Annotated in this window: 13 protein-coding genes; 8 read left to right on the top strand and 5 right to left on the bottom strand. The window is 56.7% G+C overall.

Features of this window, described 5'->3' with window-relative positions; genetic code table 11:
• Window positions 1–261: 261 nt before the first annotated feature.
• Together AO242_RS14455 and sthA are read left to right on the top strand one after the other, a co-directional pair.
• A complete protein-coding gene (locus tag AO242_RS14455) occupies window positions 262–4,791 on the top strand; it encodes a dermonecrotic toxin domain-containing protein (RefSeq protein ID WP_099269246.1) in 4,530 nt (1,509 codons plus the stop codon).
• 313 nt (window positions 4,792–5,104) lie between these two features.
• Window positions 5,105–6,499 carry a Si-specific NAD(P)(+) transhydrogenase gene (gene sthA / locus AO242_RS14460; protein ID WP_027898719.1) on the top strand — a complete coding sequence of 465 codons (1,395 nt, stop codon included), beginning with the start codon at window positions 5,105–5,107 and terminating at the stop codon, window positions 6,497–6,499.
• A gap of 42 nt (window positions 6,500–6,541) precedes the next feature.
• Here sthA and AO242_RS14465 read toward each other — a convergent pair whose 3' ends face one another.
• Together AO242_RS14465 and AO242_RS14470 are read right to left on the bottom strand one after the other, a co-directional pair.
• The gene (locus AO242_RS14465; protein ID WP_099269247.1) at window positions 6,542–7,264 is read right to left on the bottom strand and encodes a glycerophosphodiester phosphodiesterase; all 723 of its coding nucleotides are present in this window, start codon (window positions 7,262–7,264) and stop codon (window positions 6,542–6,544) included.
• 195 nt (window positions 7,265–7,459) lie between these two features.
• Window positions 7,460–8,041: a PilZ domain-containing protein gene (locus tag AO242_RS14470; protein ID WP_099269268.1), complete on the bottom strand. Its 582-nt coding sequence runs from the start codon at window positions 8,039–8,041 to the stop codon at window positions 7,460–7,462.
• 124 nt (window positions 8,042–8,165) lie between these two features.
• Between AO242_RS14470 and AO242_RS14475 the strand changes: the two genes are divergently transcribed.
• The 5 genes from AO242_RS14475 (at window position 8,166) to queF (ending at window position 12,938) form a co-directional block, all read left to right on the top strand.
• Window positions 8,166–9,416 (top strand): lipoprotein-releasing ABC transporter permease subunit, encoded by a 1,251-nt coding sequence (locus tag AO242_RS14475; RefSeq protein WP_099269248.1) that lies wholly within the window; start codon window positions 8,166–8,168, stop codon window positions 9,414–9,416.
• Window positions 9,417–9,423: 7 nt separating this feature from the next.
• Window positions 9,424–10,107 (top strand): lipoprotein-releasing ABC transporter ATP-binding protein LolD, encoded by a 684-nt coding sequence (lolD, locus tag AO242_RS14480; protein ID WP_176469878.1) that lies wholly within the window; start codon window positions 9,424–9,426, stop codon window positions 10,105–10,107.
• 75 nt (window positions 10,108–10,182) lie between these two features.
• Window positions 10,183–11,427, top strand: coding sequence for a lipoprotein-releasing ABC transporter permease subunit (locus AO242_RS14485; RefSeq protein WP_099269249.1), 1,245 nt, complete (start codon window positions 10,183–10,185; stop codon window positions 11,425–11,427).
• A 94-nt stretch (window positions 11,428–11,521) separates the two neighbouring features.
• Window positions 11,522–12,034 carry a copper-resistant cuproprotein CopI gene (copI, locus tag AO242_RS14490; protein WP_049826770.1) on the top strand — a complete coding sequence of 171 codons (513 nt, stop codon included), beginning with the start codon at window positions 11,522–11,524 and terminating at the stop codon, window positions 12,032–12,034.
• A gap of 73 nt (window positions 12,035–12,107) precedes the next feature.
• Entirely contained in the window at window positions 12,108–12,938 is an 831-nt protein-coding gene (gene queF / locus AO242_RS14495) for an NADPH-dependent 7-cyano-7-deazaguanine reductase QueF (protein WP_099269250.1), read from the top strand.
• Between the two features lie 74 nt (window positions 12,939–13,012).
• Here queF and AO242_RS14500 read toward each other — a convergent pair whose 3' ends face one another.
• Both AO242_RS14500 and AO242_RS14505 read right to left on the bottom strand, forming a co-directional pair.
• Entirely contained in the window at window positions 13,013–13,276 is a 264-nt protein-coding gene (locus AO242_RS14500) for a DUF4404 family protein (protein ID WP_027898263.1), read from the bottom strand.
• Window positions 13,277–13,594: 318 nt separating this feature from the next.
• Window positions 13,595–14,203, bottom strand: a complete 609-nt coding sequence (locus AO242_RS14505; protein ID WP_099269251.1) for a phosphatase — start codon at window positions 14,201–14,203, stop codon at window positions 13,595–13,597.
• Window positions 14,204–14,412: 209 nt separating this feature from the next.
• Between AO242_RS14505 and AO242_RS14510 the strand changes: the two genes are divergently transcribed.
• Window positions 14,413–15,114 carry an MlaA family lipoprotein gene (locus tag AO242_RS14510; protein ID WP_027898265.1) on the top strand — a complete coding sequence of 234 codons (702 nt, stop codon included), beginning with the start codon at window positions 14,413–14,415 and terminating at the stop codon, window positions 15,112–15,114.
• 78 nt (window positions 15,115–15,192) lie between these two features.
• Here the strand turns inward: AO242_RS14510 and AO242_RS14515 are convergent, their stop codons facing one another.
• A complete protein-coding gene (locus tag AO242_RS14515) occupies window positions 15,193–15,492 on the bottom strand; it encodes a PilZ domain-containing protein (RefSeq protein WP_027898266.1) in 300 nt (99 codons plus the stop codon).
• Window positions 15,493–15,703: the final 211 nt, after the last annotated feature.

Here is a 15,703-nt window from a genome sequence, read left to right on the forward strand (position 1 = left end):
CCCGGTTGTGTTGAAGTGACAAGATCCCCAAAGGATCCGTTGTATTTTTATGTCCTGCTGCACCGCTAGAGGCTCCTGCCTGCACGCGCCGCACAATTGTAACGATATGTGTAAAACGTCTTAAAGACAACTCTTGATACTTTGTCAGCACCGGCCCTGCGCCTATATCGGTCGCTTGAATGCAGTATTTTTGTATTGCATCGCCAGGTCGCGGGCAGCGTTAACTCGCGTGAGTTATTTCAATCACGATGAGTTCAACCCATGACGATCAAATTTGACGTGGCGCATCAGTTCGCTTCACGCCCCACCTTGCGCAATCTGGCGGCAAATAGTCTGCGTAATGCGCTAATCGCTCGCTATCCGGACCTTGCCATCGACCCTGAGGAAGTTTCGGTAGTGCCTCTGCACGCCGGTGCCCAGGCTTTACCCTCTTACACAATGAGAAGATCTCTGGTGGACAGCCTCCTTGAGCATCTTGTCCAGCAGTCAACACCACAATGGATAAACACGGGCTTTGCCCTTACCGCTAGTCGCAGCGGGGCACCGGCGCGTCCGTTTGCCGTGGATATGAGGGAAATCAGCACACTTGTCGACCAGTCTGCACTGGCTCTGGTTGCGGCCTTCAAGCAGGCTATTGCTGACTTCTGGAGCCAGCCATGCATCATTGATGGCACCCGCATGACTCGCTGGATCTGGCTTTCGAGGCGGATCAGGCAGGATGTTCAGGACAGGCTGGGTGCGCCGGAGATAACGGTCTCCGATCATCAGCAGCACGCCATGCTTGGCGCGATGAGCCTTCGTCTCGATAACTACGAACAAGCGCAGACTGAGGCCGGTGTTGCGTACGTGACGATTGATGAGGGCTTTACTTCACGAACCAGAGCTCTACCCGCGCTTGTCGCGCTTGAGCAGGCTGCTGGTGAGTCTCAGGTGTTGGTTTACCGACCTTACGGGTGGTGTGAGCTCCACTCGCTGGGCGCATGGGTCACGCGCCTGCGCCTGGACTTCATTGAGGACCCTCAGCATCAATCCCTCGCTTGGGGGTTCTATGAGCCTGGCGTTGACGTATTCGATGACCTCACCCGTGGCGTCCTGGAAAATCAAATCAGGTCCGTGGGACGCTTGCAGGATTGTCTTGGGTTCAGTGTCCAGGCGCTTGAGCGATATCTTGAGGCGTCGACGGATGTAGCGGCCTTGTTCGTCAAGCCGCCTTATGCCGGATCGCTTCCTGACTGGCTGAGTAACGCCAGTGATTCCGATCGCGTTGCCTACAGCCGCTCGATGATGGCGCTGGCCGTGTTGCAGGCCAGTACCCTAGGCAAAACGTTTAACGAGGGGTTGCCGCCCATCGCGGATTTCGCATCACTGGCCATGAGCAGACAGATGCTGGCGGATCATCCGCAGGCCTCACCTTTACCGTTGAGCGAAATAGAACTGGTCATCGACAAGGTGACGGCAGTGGCACCAGCGGTTGGTGGTCAGGTGTTTGTGCAGGGCAGCGTGGAAAAGGTCCGCATGACGTTGACCGATTTTGCGTTGGAGAATCTCGTTGGATTACCGGTAGGGACCGTCACATTAAGCAGAGTCACTGGCCAGCCTTTGCCGGACTGGCTGACCGTAGATTATGTCAAGCGCCTGATTCAGGTGGTCGACGTCGGCCAGGCCTATCCGCAACTGCTGCGCAATCTGTTGATTACCGATGCTGTGGAAGCGGACCGACGTCGATTACTGTTCTGCAATCAACTGCGCATCCAGCTTCCGCTGAAGGCTCTGGAGCAGAAGCTCAGAGGCGAAGGGGGGATAAGTGCCGCGGGTTGCCGGTTGGTTTCTTCATTGATGGGCGATCTGTCTACCGTGCGCCAAGTGGATGGTCAGGCTGTGGTTCTGCGCCCGTTGGGCTTCAAGGCCAGGTCAACGGGGCAGGTGGACCTGGTCGGCAACATGTTTGTCATTGGGCCGCGGGATATCGCTTCGGGCCCACACTTGCTTTATCAGCCCTTTCTGCGTACTCCGCTGACTGAGTTCGATAGCTGGGAGGCTCTGCGCAACGCTATTGCTCAGGCGGGTGCCTTGCAGCAGCAGGTCCTTACCTGGTTCAGTGATGCGGCACGTCCTGTTTATGCCAACGGAGGGTTTGATGAACCGCACATCATTCGCTTCGGACTTGGCTCCGAATTCGAGCCTCTTGAGCGCCCGCAGCCGGCTGTTCTCAGTGATGATGTCATGGCCGGTGATCCGCTTTCTGCGTTGTTCAAGTCGACTGCACTGGCGCTGGTCGAGTTGGCTGATCGCGAGTCGGTTTCCAATGTAGAGAGCCGTTGGGCGAACCTGAAGGAAGGAGGCTGGCTGTTGCTTGACACGTTGCTGCCCCTGATTAGTGGCCCATTAGGCCAGTCCGCATGGCTTTTGCAATTACTCAATAGCACCGATCAGATGCTCACCCTGCCAGTCGATGCCGATCAAAATGCTTGCTCGGCGGCGCTTGCGGATTTGCTGCTAAACGTTGCGCTAATTGTGCTGCATCGGGGCGTCATATCAGGTGGTCTGCTGCCGAGCCCGGTGACCCAAAGCGGCGAGCCGCTGATTGAGACGGAACCCACCTCTCACGAAGTGGATTTATCGCCGATGGCCGCACGGAGGCCGGACATGGCGTCCGGTCTCGATTTCAGTTGGTCCAACCCGCTTTCTCGCCTTACTGCAGCTCAGCGCTCCAGGCTGTTGGCCTTTAATATCTCACCGGAGCCGTCCCTTGGCGCAATGGCCAATTCTGGCGTTTACACAGGTTTGTACGAAAGCCATGGAAAGTGGTACGCGCGAGTTGATACCAATCTGTTTCGTGTCATTGCTGATGAGGACGGTGTGCATATCGTCCGGGACGACGATGCCTCTGTGGCGGGACCATGGCTGGCGCGGGACGGGCTGGAATGGCGACTTGATCTGGGCCTGCATTTGCGCGGTGGTGGTCCAAAACAGAATGCTCGAAAACTGGCACAGGCCAATGCCGCCAACGCCCTGCGTATCAACAATGGCCTGGCGGAGCTCGTGAAGCGTCGTGATGCATTGCTGAAAAACATGCTGGCTTACGATCAACAGCTAAAAACTGCGCAGGGCCATGTGCGCCAGCTCTTTATGGAGCGCTATGAAAGCGATCTGACCGAGCTGGTCAGCGTGATGCAAGAGCATGTCAAACTTGAGCAGGAACAACGGCCGGGGGATCGTCCTGCTGAAAAGGATATTGCCATCGAGCTGCAAATTCTGGCCCGGCATATTTGTTACTTCGAAGGCCTGCTTTTTCAAGAGCAGGCAGCCATGGCGAATCATGAGATGGTAAGAATGCGAGCCCTGGCTTCTGCCGACGCAGTGACGCCCGAGAATGCTGAAGCTTACTTTGATCTGTTTCGCAAGTTGACGATCGCCCAGACAAAAGGCCTGCATTGGTCACAGATGCGGGAGACCTTTTGGGTTCAACTGCGTGACCTGCCAAAGGTGGGACAGGAATATTGGCGCAGTGAAGTTACGGAGGCATACAGCAACAATCAGCCTTCGAATCTGGAGTGGAAAGCCGTTCATATGTTTTCGACTCTCGAGTTGGTGTTCAGTCGTCCCGAAGTGATGCTCGAGGAGGACTTGAAGCAATTGAGGGGGCTGCGCAACGATCAAAATCTGCACGCGGCAGTGGCGTCACACCTTGAGTTGGAGAAGCCGAACGACCATTCACTGGCTGAGAGCATCAGCGTGCTGGAAAGCGCGCTGAAGGAGTACGGCAGGGTCAGTGATATCAGCACCTATATTCAGGCTTTGGAGTTTTCAGGCAGCAAAGGTCAATACCTTGAGCAGTTCATTGCACAACTTGGCGCCTTTAATGATGCCGCACTGCAGCGTCTGACCCTGCTGATCAAGGAAAAAACCGAAGCCTCGGACACCTTTGTCGCGCATATGCCCAAAGTTGCAAAGCCCGACAAGCGTGTGATCAAAACCCGTGGACACCGAACGTTCATTGGCAGCGTCCGTCAGAGTGATGCCGATGGCGAAGTGGTGGATGTCTCCGATGCGATGACCAGTAAAGTGATCAACTCATGGCATCAGCATGCTGACGGTGAGTGGGTTGAGGTCGTGACGCCCCGGCCTGCCGCGAAGCCCGTCACTTCTCGCGCTTTGCCAGCAGAGTTGCAGCGGCAGGCTCGTGAATATCTGGCAAGGGTAGAGGCCAGCATCAACAGTGCCTGGAGACAATCAAAACGGGCGAGTGAGCCGGAGGACATGGAAGATATTCTCGTTCAAAGGGCTGAAAAGCTGACCGTGCTGATCGACCAGATGAAGCCCTTCAGTGAAGAGGCATCTGCATCAGGCTTCGCAAAGGATATGCAGGATCTGGCAGTGGCGGCCGCCCGCTTGAAAGATCAGGGGCGCTTGATTCGTATTGCAATGATCAAGGCACAGCCACCCACAGCTGCGCGTATCAGTTATCTGCATCAGCAGCGGGAGATCGATATTTCCAGTTTTGGCGGTCGAAAAAATATGTCTGGAGCCCGGCGGGATGATTTCCTTCAGGAGTTTGCCATTCGCGATAAAGACCATCAGATACTCTGGTGGGCGCATTTTCACTACGCCACCGAAAATGCCAGCCCTGACGCATTCACCGCGGCGCATCTGAAATTACCGGCGCAGCGGCTTCTGGGCTACAAGGCACTGGTCAAAGCGGCCAAAGCCAATCAGGAGGTGGTCAGCATTTACCGCAGTTCGATTGGCAGGGAGATCGCTCAGCGCCTGTTTCTGGTGCTGACCCCTTGAATGGAGTCGATCGCAGCGTGGCTTGAAAGCTGCGTTGGCTTTTTTTGTGATTTGCGACGGCAAGCGCTTTATCATTTGCAGCCTTGGGGTGTTCGAATGTTTGCCGTCTGCACAACGTGGAGCGTCGCGGGAAAAGCCAGAGCGTCATTTTGTCGCAGACAAAAGTGGCTTGCGGCGCTACCAACGGTTAATGTTCCACGCTTCGGTGGCAGTTTAAACTTCGCGCCAGATTCTGATCCTTCATGTCGCTGGCCGCGACGTGATTTAGCCAGAGATGCCAGAGTGGCACCTCGGCCTGTTCTAAGGAGTACGCATGGCTGTCTACAACTACGACGTAGTAGTACTGGGTTCCGGCCCTGCCGGAGAAGGCGCGGCAATGAACGCCGCCAAGGCAGGGCGCAAAGTAGCGATGGTCGACAGCCGTCGGCAGGTCGGCGGTAACTGCACACACTTGGGTACCATCCCGTCCAAGGCATTGCGTCACTCGGTCAAGCAAATCATTCACTTCAACACTAACCCTATGTTCCGGGCCATTGGCGAGCCACGCTGGTTTTCGTTCCCGGACGTGTTGAAAAACGCCGAAATGGTTATTTCCAAGCAGGTTTCTTCGCGCACTGGCTATTACGCCCGTAATCGCGTCGATGTGTTCTTTGGCACTGGCAGTTTTGCTGACGAGAACAGCATCGATGTGGTGTGCGGCAACGGCGTCGTGGAGAAACTGGTCGCCAACCAGATCATTATTGCCACTGGATCGCGCCCATATCGCCCTGCGGATATCGACTTTTCCCACAAGCGTATCTACGACAGCGACACCATCCTCAGCCTCGGTCACACCCCGCGTAAGCTGATCATTTATGGCGCTGGCGTTATCGGGTGCGAGTACGCTTCGATCTTCAGTGGTCTGGGCGTCATGGTCGAGCTGGTGGATAACCGCGATCAGCTACTGAGCTTTCTGGATTCGGAAATTTCTCAGGCGTTGAGTTATCACTTCAGCAACAACAACGTGATGGTTCGCCATAACGAAGAGTACGAAAAGGTCGAAGGTCTGGATAACGGTGTGATCCTGCACCTCAAGTCCGGCAAGAAGATCAAGGCAGACGCCTTGCTGTGGTGTAACGGTCGTACCGGCAACACTGACAAGCTGGGGCTGGAGAATGTTGGTATCAAGGCTAACGGCCGCGGCCAGATTGAAGTCGACGAAAGCTACCGTACCAACGTGCCGAATATTTACGGCGCGGGCGATGTGATTGGCTGGCCGAGCCTGGCCAGTGCTGCTTACGATCAGGGGCGTTCAGCTGCAGGCGTTGTAGTCGACAACGGCAGTTGGCGCTATGTCAACGACGTGCCGACCGGCATCTACACGATTCCGGAAATCAGCTCGATCGGCAAAAACGAACACGAACTCACGCAGGCGAAGGTGCCTTACGAAGTGGGCAAGGCATTCTTCAAGGGCATGGCGCGGGCGCAGATTTCCGGCGAACGTGTGGGCATGCTGAAGATCCTCTTCCATCGCGAAACTCTGGAAGTGCTGGGTGTGCATTGCTTCGGCGACCAGGCATCAGAGATTGTGCACATCGGACAGGCGATCATGAACCAGCCGGGTGAAGCCAATACCCTGAAGTATTTCGTCAACACCACGTTCAACTACCCGACCATGGCTGAAGCTTATCGGGTAGCTGCTTACGATGGCCTGAACCGGCTTTTTTAAGCGACTCCGGCCGGTGGCCTGAGCCGGCCGGGGAGACCGATTTCAGCGATTCTCGAGGGTGGCGCTGGCCAAACCGGGAAAGTCTGTAATCAGGCTGTCCACGCCGAAGTCGGCGAGCCTGCGCATCAACGCAGGTTCGTTGACCGTCCACACCGACACATGCAAACCCTGACGCTGAGCTTTTTGCTGGCGCTCAGGGGTGCAGAGTGTCCAGTTCAATGCCAGGTACTCACAGCCATAGCTTTGCGCGACTTTCAGCGGGTCGAGCCATGCGTATTCGGCGACAAGACCGCGCGATATGTCCGGTGTCAGTTCCAGTGCCGCTTTAAGCACTTCTCGAGAGCTTGAGGTGATAGTGATCTTGTCCAGCAGGCCGTGACGCTGAGCCATTTCGCGGATGGCCAGTACGGTTGATGCGGCCCGGGTGCGGGAGGCGCTTTTGACTTCCAGCTGCCAGTGCTCGAAATCGCACTTTTCGAACAGCTCTTCAAGACGAGGGATCGGGCAGGGATTTATCCAGCCGGGGCCGCCTTTGCGTGCGTCATACGTCACCAGGTCGGCGGCGCTGTGTTCGATGACTTTGCCGCGCCTGTCGGTGGTGCGTTTCAGGGTTGGATCGTGAATCACCATCAATTCCCCGTCACTGGACAGGTGCAGGTCCAGTTCGCAGCGTCGAACGCCGTGCTTGAGGCATTCCTGAAAGCTGGTCAGGGTGTTTTCCGGTGCTTCGCCTTTGGCGCCGCGATGGCCATAAATAAGGGTCACGTTTACTCCTGGTGGCCTTCAAGGCGTTGGTCTTGGTTTGATAGTCAGTTATGTACTGTTATCGAAATGCATCCTCTGGATGAAATACATTCCCTGTAGGAGCTGCCGAAGGCTGCGAAGCATTTAGTCTGACGCACCGCCATCGCAGCCTTCGGCAGCTCCTACAGGTGCAGCGTCTGCTTGGCCTGCTTTCGTTTACTCAGGCTTTTCCTGCTCCAGCGCCTGACGCCGCAGCGCAGCTTGTCGTTGCAAAATGTATCTGGCCAACAGCTGTCGTTGAGAGTCCGGCAGGTCGATGAACTCGGTGCCGATCTCGAATTGGCCATCCAGCAGAATGTCGCAATGGGTGACTTTGGCGTGCAGCATCAATGCTGACGCTTGCGGCATCAAGACCATTTTTATCGATAGCTGAGCATCGACGGCATAACTTGTAGCGCTGTGAAACTGCACGCCACCTTCGGAAATAGTCACGGGTTGCGGGGCGCCCAGCTTGCCCAGAGTGGTTTGCGCCACCACCCGGCCAAGCAGTTCAATGCGCTTGCCAAACGATTGCATCAGGCTGTTCACCACCCGGTCGCGGTCGTCCAGCTGGCGTAGAAGATGCTGGGATTCGAACTCGGCTATGTGCAACTCGCTGAGCAACTCGAAGAGGGCCGAGGTCTCGCGCATGGCCTGGTGCCCAGTCTCGTCGGTACTGGACAACAGGTTAATTTCCAGTGCGACGCTGTCCTCGATACGGTAGTATTCGCGGCGTTCTTCTTCATCTAATGTCGACATGGCGAACCCATGGTAGCGGCGATGGTCATAGTGGTTGCTCGCAGTGCTCAAGTGATTTCGAGTGTAAAGCTGCCTGCTCAGGCCCGCCACAAGGACGTTCCCATTCCTCCGAACAAGTCCCTAAATGTTCAGACCTCTTTTTGTATTCATAGGCACGCGTTACACCCGTGCAAAACGCCGTAATCATTTCGTCTCCTTCATTTCCCTGACTTCCATGATCGGTCTCGCCCTGGGCGTAGTGGTGATGATAGTCGTGTTATCGGTGATGAATGGTTTCGATCATGAAATGCGTACTCGCGTACTCGGCATGGTCCCGCACGCCACCATTGAAGCCGGTGAGCCGATCGGCAACTGGCAGGGTCTGGCCGACAAGGTCAGGCAAAACCCGCAGGTGCTGGCCGTTGCCCCGTTCACCCAGATGCAGGGCTTGTTGACCAATAACGGCAACGTGCAAAAGGTCCTGCTTAATGGCATCGACCCGGCGCAAGAGCGGAAAGTTTCGATCATCGATAACTTCATGAAGCAGGGGAAGCTGGATGATCTGGCTGGCGGTGGCTTCGGCATCGTGATCGGCGATAAAGCTGCCACCAAGCTCGGGGTTGGGGTTGGCGACAAGGTGACCTTCGTTGCCCCTGAAGTGACGGTGACGCCCGCCGGAATGTTCCCGCGCATGAAGCGTTTTACCGTGACAGGTATTTTTCATGTTGGAGCCGGTGAGCTGGATGGCTACCTCGGCCTGACCAATATTGATGACCTGGGCCGCCTGCATCGCTGGAAAGCCAACGAAGTACAAGGGCTGCGCCTGAAATTCGAAGACCTGTTCGAAGCGCCTCGCACCTCTTATCAAATCGCCCAGACCCTCGGCGAGCACAACTACTATTCCCGTGACTGGACCCGCACCCACGGCAATCTGTATCAGGCGATCCGTATGGAAAAAGCCATGATCGGGCTGCTGCTGTTGCTGATTGTCGCCGTCGCAGCCTTTAACATCATTTCCACGCTGGTGATGGTGGTCAACGACAAGAAGGGCGACATCGCGATCCTGCGCACCCTGGGCTCTACGCCCGGGCAGATCATGGCGATTTTCATGGTCCAGGGCACAGTGATCGGTGTGGTCGGCACGTTTATCGGCGCTGTAGTGGGCATTATTGCTGCGCTCAACGTCAGTGCTGCCATTTCCCTGCTGGAAGGCCTGATTGGCCACAAGTTTCTCAATGCCGATGTGTACTTCATCGACTACTTGCCATCGCAACTGATGGCTGAAGATGTGTTGATGGTCTGCGGCGCGGCATTGGTCCTGAGTTTCCTCGCCACCCTGTATCCGGCCTGGCGCGCAGCGCGCACCCAACCGGCGGAGGCGTTACGTTATGAGTGAGTCGGGCATGAGTGATAAAGCAGTATTGAGTTGCCGCAACCTGGGCAAATCCTATGAGGAAGGCCCTGAGTCGGTAGTGGTCCTGTCCGGGTTGCAACTGGAGTTGTTCCCGGGCGAGCGCGTGGCGATTGTCGGCAGTTCAGGCTCTGGCAAAAGTACCTTGCTCAATTTGTTGGGCGGCCTGGATACACCTTCCGAAGGCAGTGTCTGGCTGGCTGGCGAAGAGCTTTCCGCATTGGGCGAAAAGGCCCGTGGCCTGCTGCGTAATCGCGCGCTGGGCTTCGTTTATCAGTTCCACCACTTGTTGCCGGAATTCACTGCGCTGGAAAACGTCTGCATGCCGCTGCTGATCGGCAAGACGGCGATCCCGGAAGCGCGTCAGCGTGCGACCGCGCTGCTGGAGCGGGTAGGGCTGGGACACCGTCTGGCGCACAAACCTTCCGAGTTGTCCGGTGGTGAACGTCAGCGTGTGGCAATCGCAAGGGCGCTGGTCAATCAGCCAGGGCTGGTGATGCTTGATGAGCCTACGGGTAACCTCGATCACCACACCGCGCAAGGTATTCAGGACCTGATGCTGGAGCTGAGCACTTCGTCGCGCACGGCGTTTCTGGTGGTGACTCACGACATGAATCTGGCCAGACAGATGGATCGTGTATGGCGCCTGGAAGGCGGTCGTCTGGTAGAAGCCTGACCCCTCCGCCCCGGCGCAATTGATCGCGCCGGGATTTGGATTTTTTGCGACAATTTTTCCCACGGTGCACTGCGAATGTTTCGACCGTTATCAATATTTATTGGCGCGCGCTACACACGTGCCAAGCGCCGCAACCATTTCATCTCGTTCATCTCCATGACTTCGATGATCGGGTTGGCGCTGGGCGTGCTCGCGATGATTGTGGTGCTGTCCGTGATGAATGGTTTTCAGCGGGAAATGAGCTCGCGAATTCTCGGCATGGTGCCCCATGCAGTGATCGCGGGCGTCAAGCCGCTGGACAACTGGAAGCCGGTTGCGGACGCTTCGTTGAAGAATCCGGAAGTCACGGCCGCTGTGCCATTTACCGAGATGGACGGCATGCTCTCTTACAAGGGTGCGATGCAGCCGATTCAGATCAGTGGTGTTGATCCGGCGCTGGAGCACGAGGTGTCCATCGTCACCAAACACATCGTGCAGGGCAAACTTGAAGACCTTAAAGCGGGCGAGTTTGGTGTCGTGTTGGGCGAGTTGAGCGCCCGTCGCTTCCGACTCAATGTCGGCGACAAGCTGACATTGATCGTGCCTGAAGTCAGCAGCGCGCCGGGCGGCATCACGCCACGCCTGCAACGCCTGACGGTGGTCGGCATTTTCAAGGTTGGCGCCGAGCTGGACGGCTCCATGGCCTTGATCAACGTCGCAGACGCCGCGCAGATAAACCGCTGGCAGCCTGATCAGGTGCAGGGTGTGCGTCTGGCTCTCAAGGATCTGTACAAGGCGCCTGAAGTCTCGAAAACAATTGCCGGAGGCTTGGGCGCAGATTATCGGGCCGATGACTGGACCCACACTCAGGGCAGCCTCTTCAGCGCGATGAAGATGGAGAAGACCATGATCGGCCTGCTATTGCTGATGATCGTCGCCGTCGCTGCGTTCAATATCATTGCTACGCTGATCATGGTGGTGAACGACAAGGGCGCGGACATTGCGATCCTGCGCACCATCGGTGCGACGCCGCGGCAGATCATGACCATCTTCATGGTTCAGGGCACGGTCATCGGTATCGTCGGGACGATCATTGGTGGCGTGCTGGGGATTATTGCCGCGATCAACGTCAGCAGCCTTGTGGGCTGGATAGAGCGGGTCAGTGGACAGCACATCTTCAGCTCTGACGTGTACTTCATCAGCAATCTGCCTTCCGAGCTGCAAGCGGGCGATGTGGTGCTGATTTGCAGCGCGGGCTTTATCCTGAGCTTCCTGGCCACGCTTTACCCGGCCTGGCGCGCTGCGCAGATTCAGCCTGCGCATGCATTGCGGTATGAGTGATTGATGGCTCGGGCCTGACTCGATTCTGTTCGTCAGGCCCGGTCACTCACTTCATTGACTTCAGCCTTTGTTCGTCGCCACTCTGGAGAACACCATGCCCTCTATTGCCCGCTTCACACTGGTTGCTGCACTGCTGACACTCAGTCAGCCATTGCTCGCTTCGCCAGCTCCTGCCCTCACGTTCGGACATGCTGCGCCTGCCGCCCAGGCTTCGCGCACCATTGAACTGGTATTGGGGGATATGTATTTCGACCCCAAGGCGGTGCAGGTCAAGGCGGGTGAGACGGTGCGCTTCGTGCTGATCAACAAAGGCCAGTTGCTGCATGAGTTCAACCTGGGCGATGCGGCGATGCACGCCAGCCATCAGCAGGAAATGATCAAAATGCAACAAAGCGGCATGCTGACGCCTACGGGTATGGCTCATCACGACATGGGCCATGGCTCCATGGAAATGAAGCACGATGATCCGAACAGCGTGCTGGTTGAACCGGGCAAAACCACCGAGCTGACGTGGACCTTTGCCAAGGCCAGCAATCTTGAGTTCGCCTGCAATCTGCCTGGGCATTATCAGGCCGGTATGGTCGGCAAGCTGACAATTACCGACTAGTCGCTGAAAGCTCGGCGCAAACCCTATAAACTTGGCGCTTATTCCGTCAGCTTTATGTGATTCAGGTACTTTCATGCCCCCCGCAGCCGAACACTCGCCGCTAGGCAAGTCCAGCGAATATATCGCCACTTACACGCCGTCTCTGTTGTTCCCGATCCCGCGTGCCGCCAAATGGGCCGAGCTGGGTCTGACCGCCGAGACGTTGCCGTATCAGGGCGTCGACTTCTGGAATTGCTACGAGCTTTCCTGGCTGCTGCCCTCCGGCAAGCCGGTGGTGGCCATCGCCGAGTTCAGCATTCCGGCTGATTCGCCGAATATCATCGAGTCGAAGTCGTTCAAGTTGTACCTCAACTCGCTCAATCAGACGGCCTTTGCTGATCGTGCAGAGCTGACTGCAACGCTGGTCAAGGATTTGTCTGCCGCGGCGGGTAAGCCGGTAGGCGTGCGTATCCGCAGTCTTGCGGACATTGAAGGCGAAGGCGTGGCGACGATGCCGGGCCTGTGCATCGACGAGCTTGATGTGAGCATCAATAGCTACGACCGGCCTCAGCCAGAGCTGCTGCGTTGTGATGATTCCCGTATTGTCGAGCAAAGCCTGCACAGTCACTTGCTCAAGTCCAATTGCCCGGTGACCAGTCAGCCGGATTGGGGCAGCGTAGCGGTGGAGTATCGCGGCGCCGAGCTGGATCCTGCGAGCCTGTTGGCTTACATCGTCAGTTTCCGCCAGCATTCGGATTTTCATGAGCAGTGTGTCGAGCGGATATTTCTCGACCTGCAGCGTTTGCTCAAACCGGAGAAGTTGACCGTCTATGCGCGTTATGTGCGGCGTGGCGGGCTGGATATCAATCCGTATCGCAGCACTGACTCGATCAGCCCGGATAATCGCCGACTGGCCAGGCAGTAAGCATAAAAAAAGCCCGTCTTCGACGGGCTTTTTGCTGCTGGTTGGCAGGCGGTGCGTTCTAGCGTCTAGTGGCATCAAATACCGATATTGCCCAAGGTCACAACGATGTTGCGCAGAGTCCCTGCAATGCCAGGATGCTCCAGCTCGAAGCGCTCTACGGCAAGATTGACGCCGTCGGCCAGGCTCGCGTCTTGAGTCACGGACTCCAGTTCGATCTGCGACTGAATCTGCTGCGCCAGTGTTTCCAGGTCGGCGCGCTCCTCTGGGTTGAGCGGCGGGTTCTGCTCCAGTTGCTCGCGCAGGGTATTGAGTTGTTCTTGCAGTTCGCGGGCAGGCATGACGTGCTCCTTCTTTGATAAGTCTGTCCCATGGACCCCGGCGCAGGGCCAAAGGTTCTTCTTGGGTATGTGACAAGACTAATCCACTCTGGTGCGGCTTGCCTTCAAATTGCGCGTCCAGTCTTGGCGCCCTCGCAGCTAAAGACTTTCCTGCGGACGCCCTGTGACCTGTAGGACTGGCTTTAGCCGGGAGAGGGGCGGTGGATTCGCTGCAAACCGAGTGTCAGGAAAAAATGCCCTCCCGGCTAAAGCCGGTCCTACGGGTGTGCGTTTAAGGGGCTGCGTTACAGTGCGCGAGTTGCATCCGAATATTCTATGTCAGGGCTTCTCGCCCTTGGTGCGACGCAGCGCGATATCCGCCAGGCAGGATTCCAGTTCACCCAGATGATCGATCGCCGAATGCACGCCCAGCGCGTAAAGCTGCAATGTCGCCTGGCCCCGGCGGTATTCGCGCTCGGCATCGGTCAGGGCATTCCACTGAGAAGGTGACTGGCCACACAGTGAACCACACGACGCGAGGCCGACCGTCCACAGCCCGGCGCTCAAGCCCGCTTGCAGCAAGCGTGGCTCGCCGCTGACAAGTACACAACCATCCAGTTGACCGACGTTCAGCTCCATGAGCGCCTGCCAGCAAGCATGGGGAGCGGGCCAGGGTGCCTGGGCGGCAGGGGGAGCACTAATCAGCTGGCTCAATGGCTGTGCCAGCCTGTTTGTAAGGTCGTCGGGCAACTCGTCCAGCCACGCACAAGGCACTGCCTGCTGATGCAGTCTCTGTAATGCTTTCAAGGCGCCTGGTGTAGGTAGCGAATGCTCATCGCTCAGCCTGGAAGCGTTGCGCGCTTGGGCGCCAAAGTCCACCAGGCAGCCACTGAGACCAAAAAGAACGGCAGTAAAAGCGGGCAGGGGAGCTGTCACAGGGGCGAGCATGGCGATATCTCTGAAATAACGCTGAACGCTACGGGGCATTTGTGACAGTAAGATGAATATCAGGTGATGGTGTTTATCAGTGTTTTACCAGTCCTACAGACTTGAATGACCAAGGCGCTGCCAAATCCCTGTCATATGGCCTTATACTCCTCGCCTTGACGTGTGGGGGCGTAGCGCCCGCTTCATTACTTATGCCAGGAGTTTCAGCTATGCCCGTGACCGGTGCAGGTGTATTCAATCGTCTTGCTCAGCTGTGTGTGTGTGCCGGTATGGCGCTAGTGCCAATGGTTGCGCAGGCCGCCGAGGAAGATCCGTGGGAAAGCGTCAACCGGCTCACTTTCCGCTTCAATGACACTCTTGATACCTATGCGCTGAAGCCTATCGCGCAGGGCTATCAATTCATTGCTCCGCAGTTCGTTGAAGACGGCGTACATAACTTCTTCAACAACATCGGTGATGTCGGAAATCTTGCCAACAACGTGCTGCAGGCTAAACCGGCTGCAGCGGGTGTTGATACGGCGCGCCTGATCTTCAATACCACCTTCGGCCTGCTGGGCTTCATCGATGTCGGCACCAAAATGGGCCTGCAGCGCAGTGACGAAGATTTCGGTCAGACGTTGGGTTACTGGGGCGTGCAAAGCGGTCCATACGTGGTGCTGCCGTTGTTTGGGCCGAGCACTGTGCGTGACGCCGTCGCCAAGTACCCGGACACCTACACCTCACCGTACCGTTACATTGACCACGTACCCACCCGCAACACTGCGCTGGGCATCAACCTGGTGGATACCCGTGCCAGCCTGTTGTCGGCCGAGCGCCTGATCAATGGCGACAAGTACATCTTTATCCGTAACGCATACCTGCAGAACCGTGAGTTCCGCGTCAAGGATGGTCAGGTGGTCGACGATTTCTGATCGCGGTCAGTTGAAAGTATAAAGGCGACCTGTGGTCGCCTTTATTTTTTACCATTTGTGAACCAGTTCCGCCGGATCTCAGCTCATCTTGACGATGGTCAGGCCCAGTTTTTGTCCGCCATCGGCTTCGTCAGTGACCCATACAACCTCTGTTTCTGCCTCAAGGCCTTTGAGGGCAGCATGGTCCGAATCGATTCTCACGTGCAGTTTTTCGCCAACCCTGAAGGTTCTGGGTGCCTGTACCTGCATCCCGGAGCTCGATAAATCAATGCATACAGCCGGGATGACCTGGCCTGCGTAGATCAAGCTGATGTCAGCTTCCACGCGCATCCGGATGAAGTCCCGTTTCTCCTCGTAGCTTCGATCATTTAGACTCATGTCCAGTCCTTCATTTCCATTGCTGAATTCATGGTTCTTATAACTCTGAGCGATTTGCCGTGTAAAGACGCAATGTCGGCACTGCCGCGTGCTTGAAACGCCCGTCGGATGGGAGTACCGTCTGCGCCTTGAAGGGCACCTCTGAAACGCCAGTTACGGGATCACAAGTCCGGTCGTGCGGTCAGAGTGGCTAGAAGCGAATCCAGTACGC

This window comes from Pseudomonas sp. ICMP 561 (assembly GCF_002699985.1).
Lineage (GTDB): Bacteria > Pseudomonadota > Gammaproteobacteria > Pseudomonadales > Pseudomonadaceae > Aquipseudomonas > Aquipseudomonas quasicaspiana.

Excerpts from the sequence above, each read along its gene's own strand:
- AO242_RS14455 (WP_099269246.1), top strand. The coding sequence starts at position 262 with ATGACGATCAAATTTGACGTGGCGCATCAGTTCGCTTCACGCCCCACC.
- sthA (WP_027898719.1), top strand. The coding sequence starts at position 5,105 with ATGGCTGTCTACAACTACGACGTAGTAGTACTGGGTTCCGGCCCTGCC.
- AO242_RS14470 (WP_099269268.1), bottom strand. The coding sequence starts at position 8,041 with ATGTCGACATTAGATGAAGAAGAACGCCGCGAATACTACCGTATCGAG.
- AO242_RS14475 (WP_099269248.1), top strand. The coding sequence starts at position 8,166 with ATGTTCAGACCTCTTTTTGTATTCATAGGCACGCGTTACACCCGTGCA.
- lolD (WP_176469878.1), top strand. The coding sequence starts at position 9,424 with ATGAGTGATAAAGCAGTATTGAGTTGCCGCAACCTGGGCAAATCCTAT.
- AO242_RS14485 (WP_099269249.1), top strand. The coding sequence starts at position 10,183 with ATGTTTCGACCGTTATCAATATTTATTGGCGCGCGCTACACACGTGCC.
- copI (WP_049826770.1), top strand. The coding sequence starts at position 11,522 with ATGCCCTCTATTGCCCGCTTCACACTGGTTGCTGCACTGCTGACACTC.
- queF (WP_099269250.1), top strand. The coding sequence starts at position 12,108 with ATGCCCCCCGCAGCCGAACACTCGCCGCTAGGCAAGTCCAGCGAATAT.
- AO242_RS14500 (WP_027898263.1), bottom strand. The coding sequence starts at position 13,276 with ATGCCTGCCCGCGAACTGCAAGAACAACTCAATACCCTGCGCGAGCAA.
- AO242_RS14505 (WP_099269251.1), bottom strand. The coding sequence starts at position 14,203 with ATGCTCGCCCCTGTGACAGCTCCCCTGCCCGCTTTTACTGCCGTTCTT.
- AO242_RS14510 (WP_027898265.1), top strand. The coding sequence starts at position 14,413 with ATGCCCGTGACCGGTGCAGGTGTATTCAATCGTCTTGCTCAGCTGTGT.
- AO242_RS14515 (WP_027898266.1), bottom strand. The coding sequence starts at position 15,492 with ATGAGTCTAAATGATCGAAGCTACGAGGAGAAACGGGACTTCATCCGG.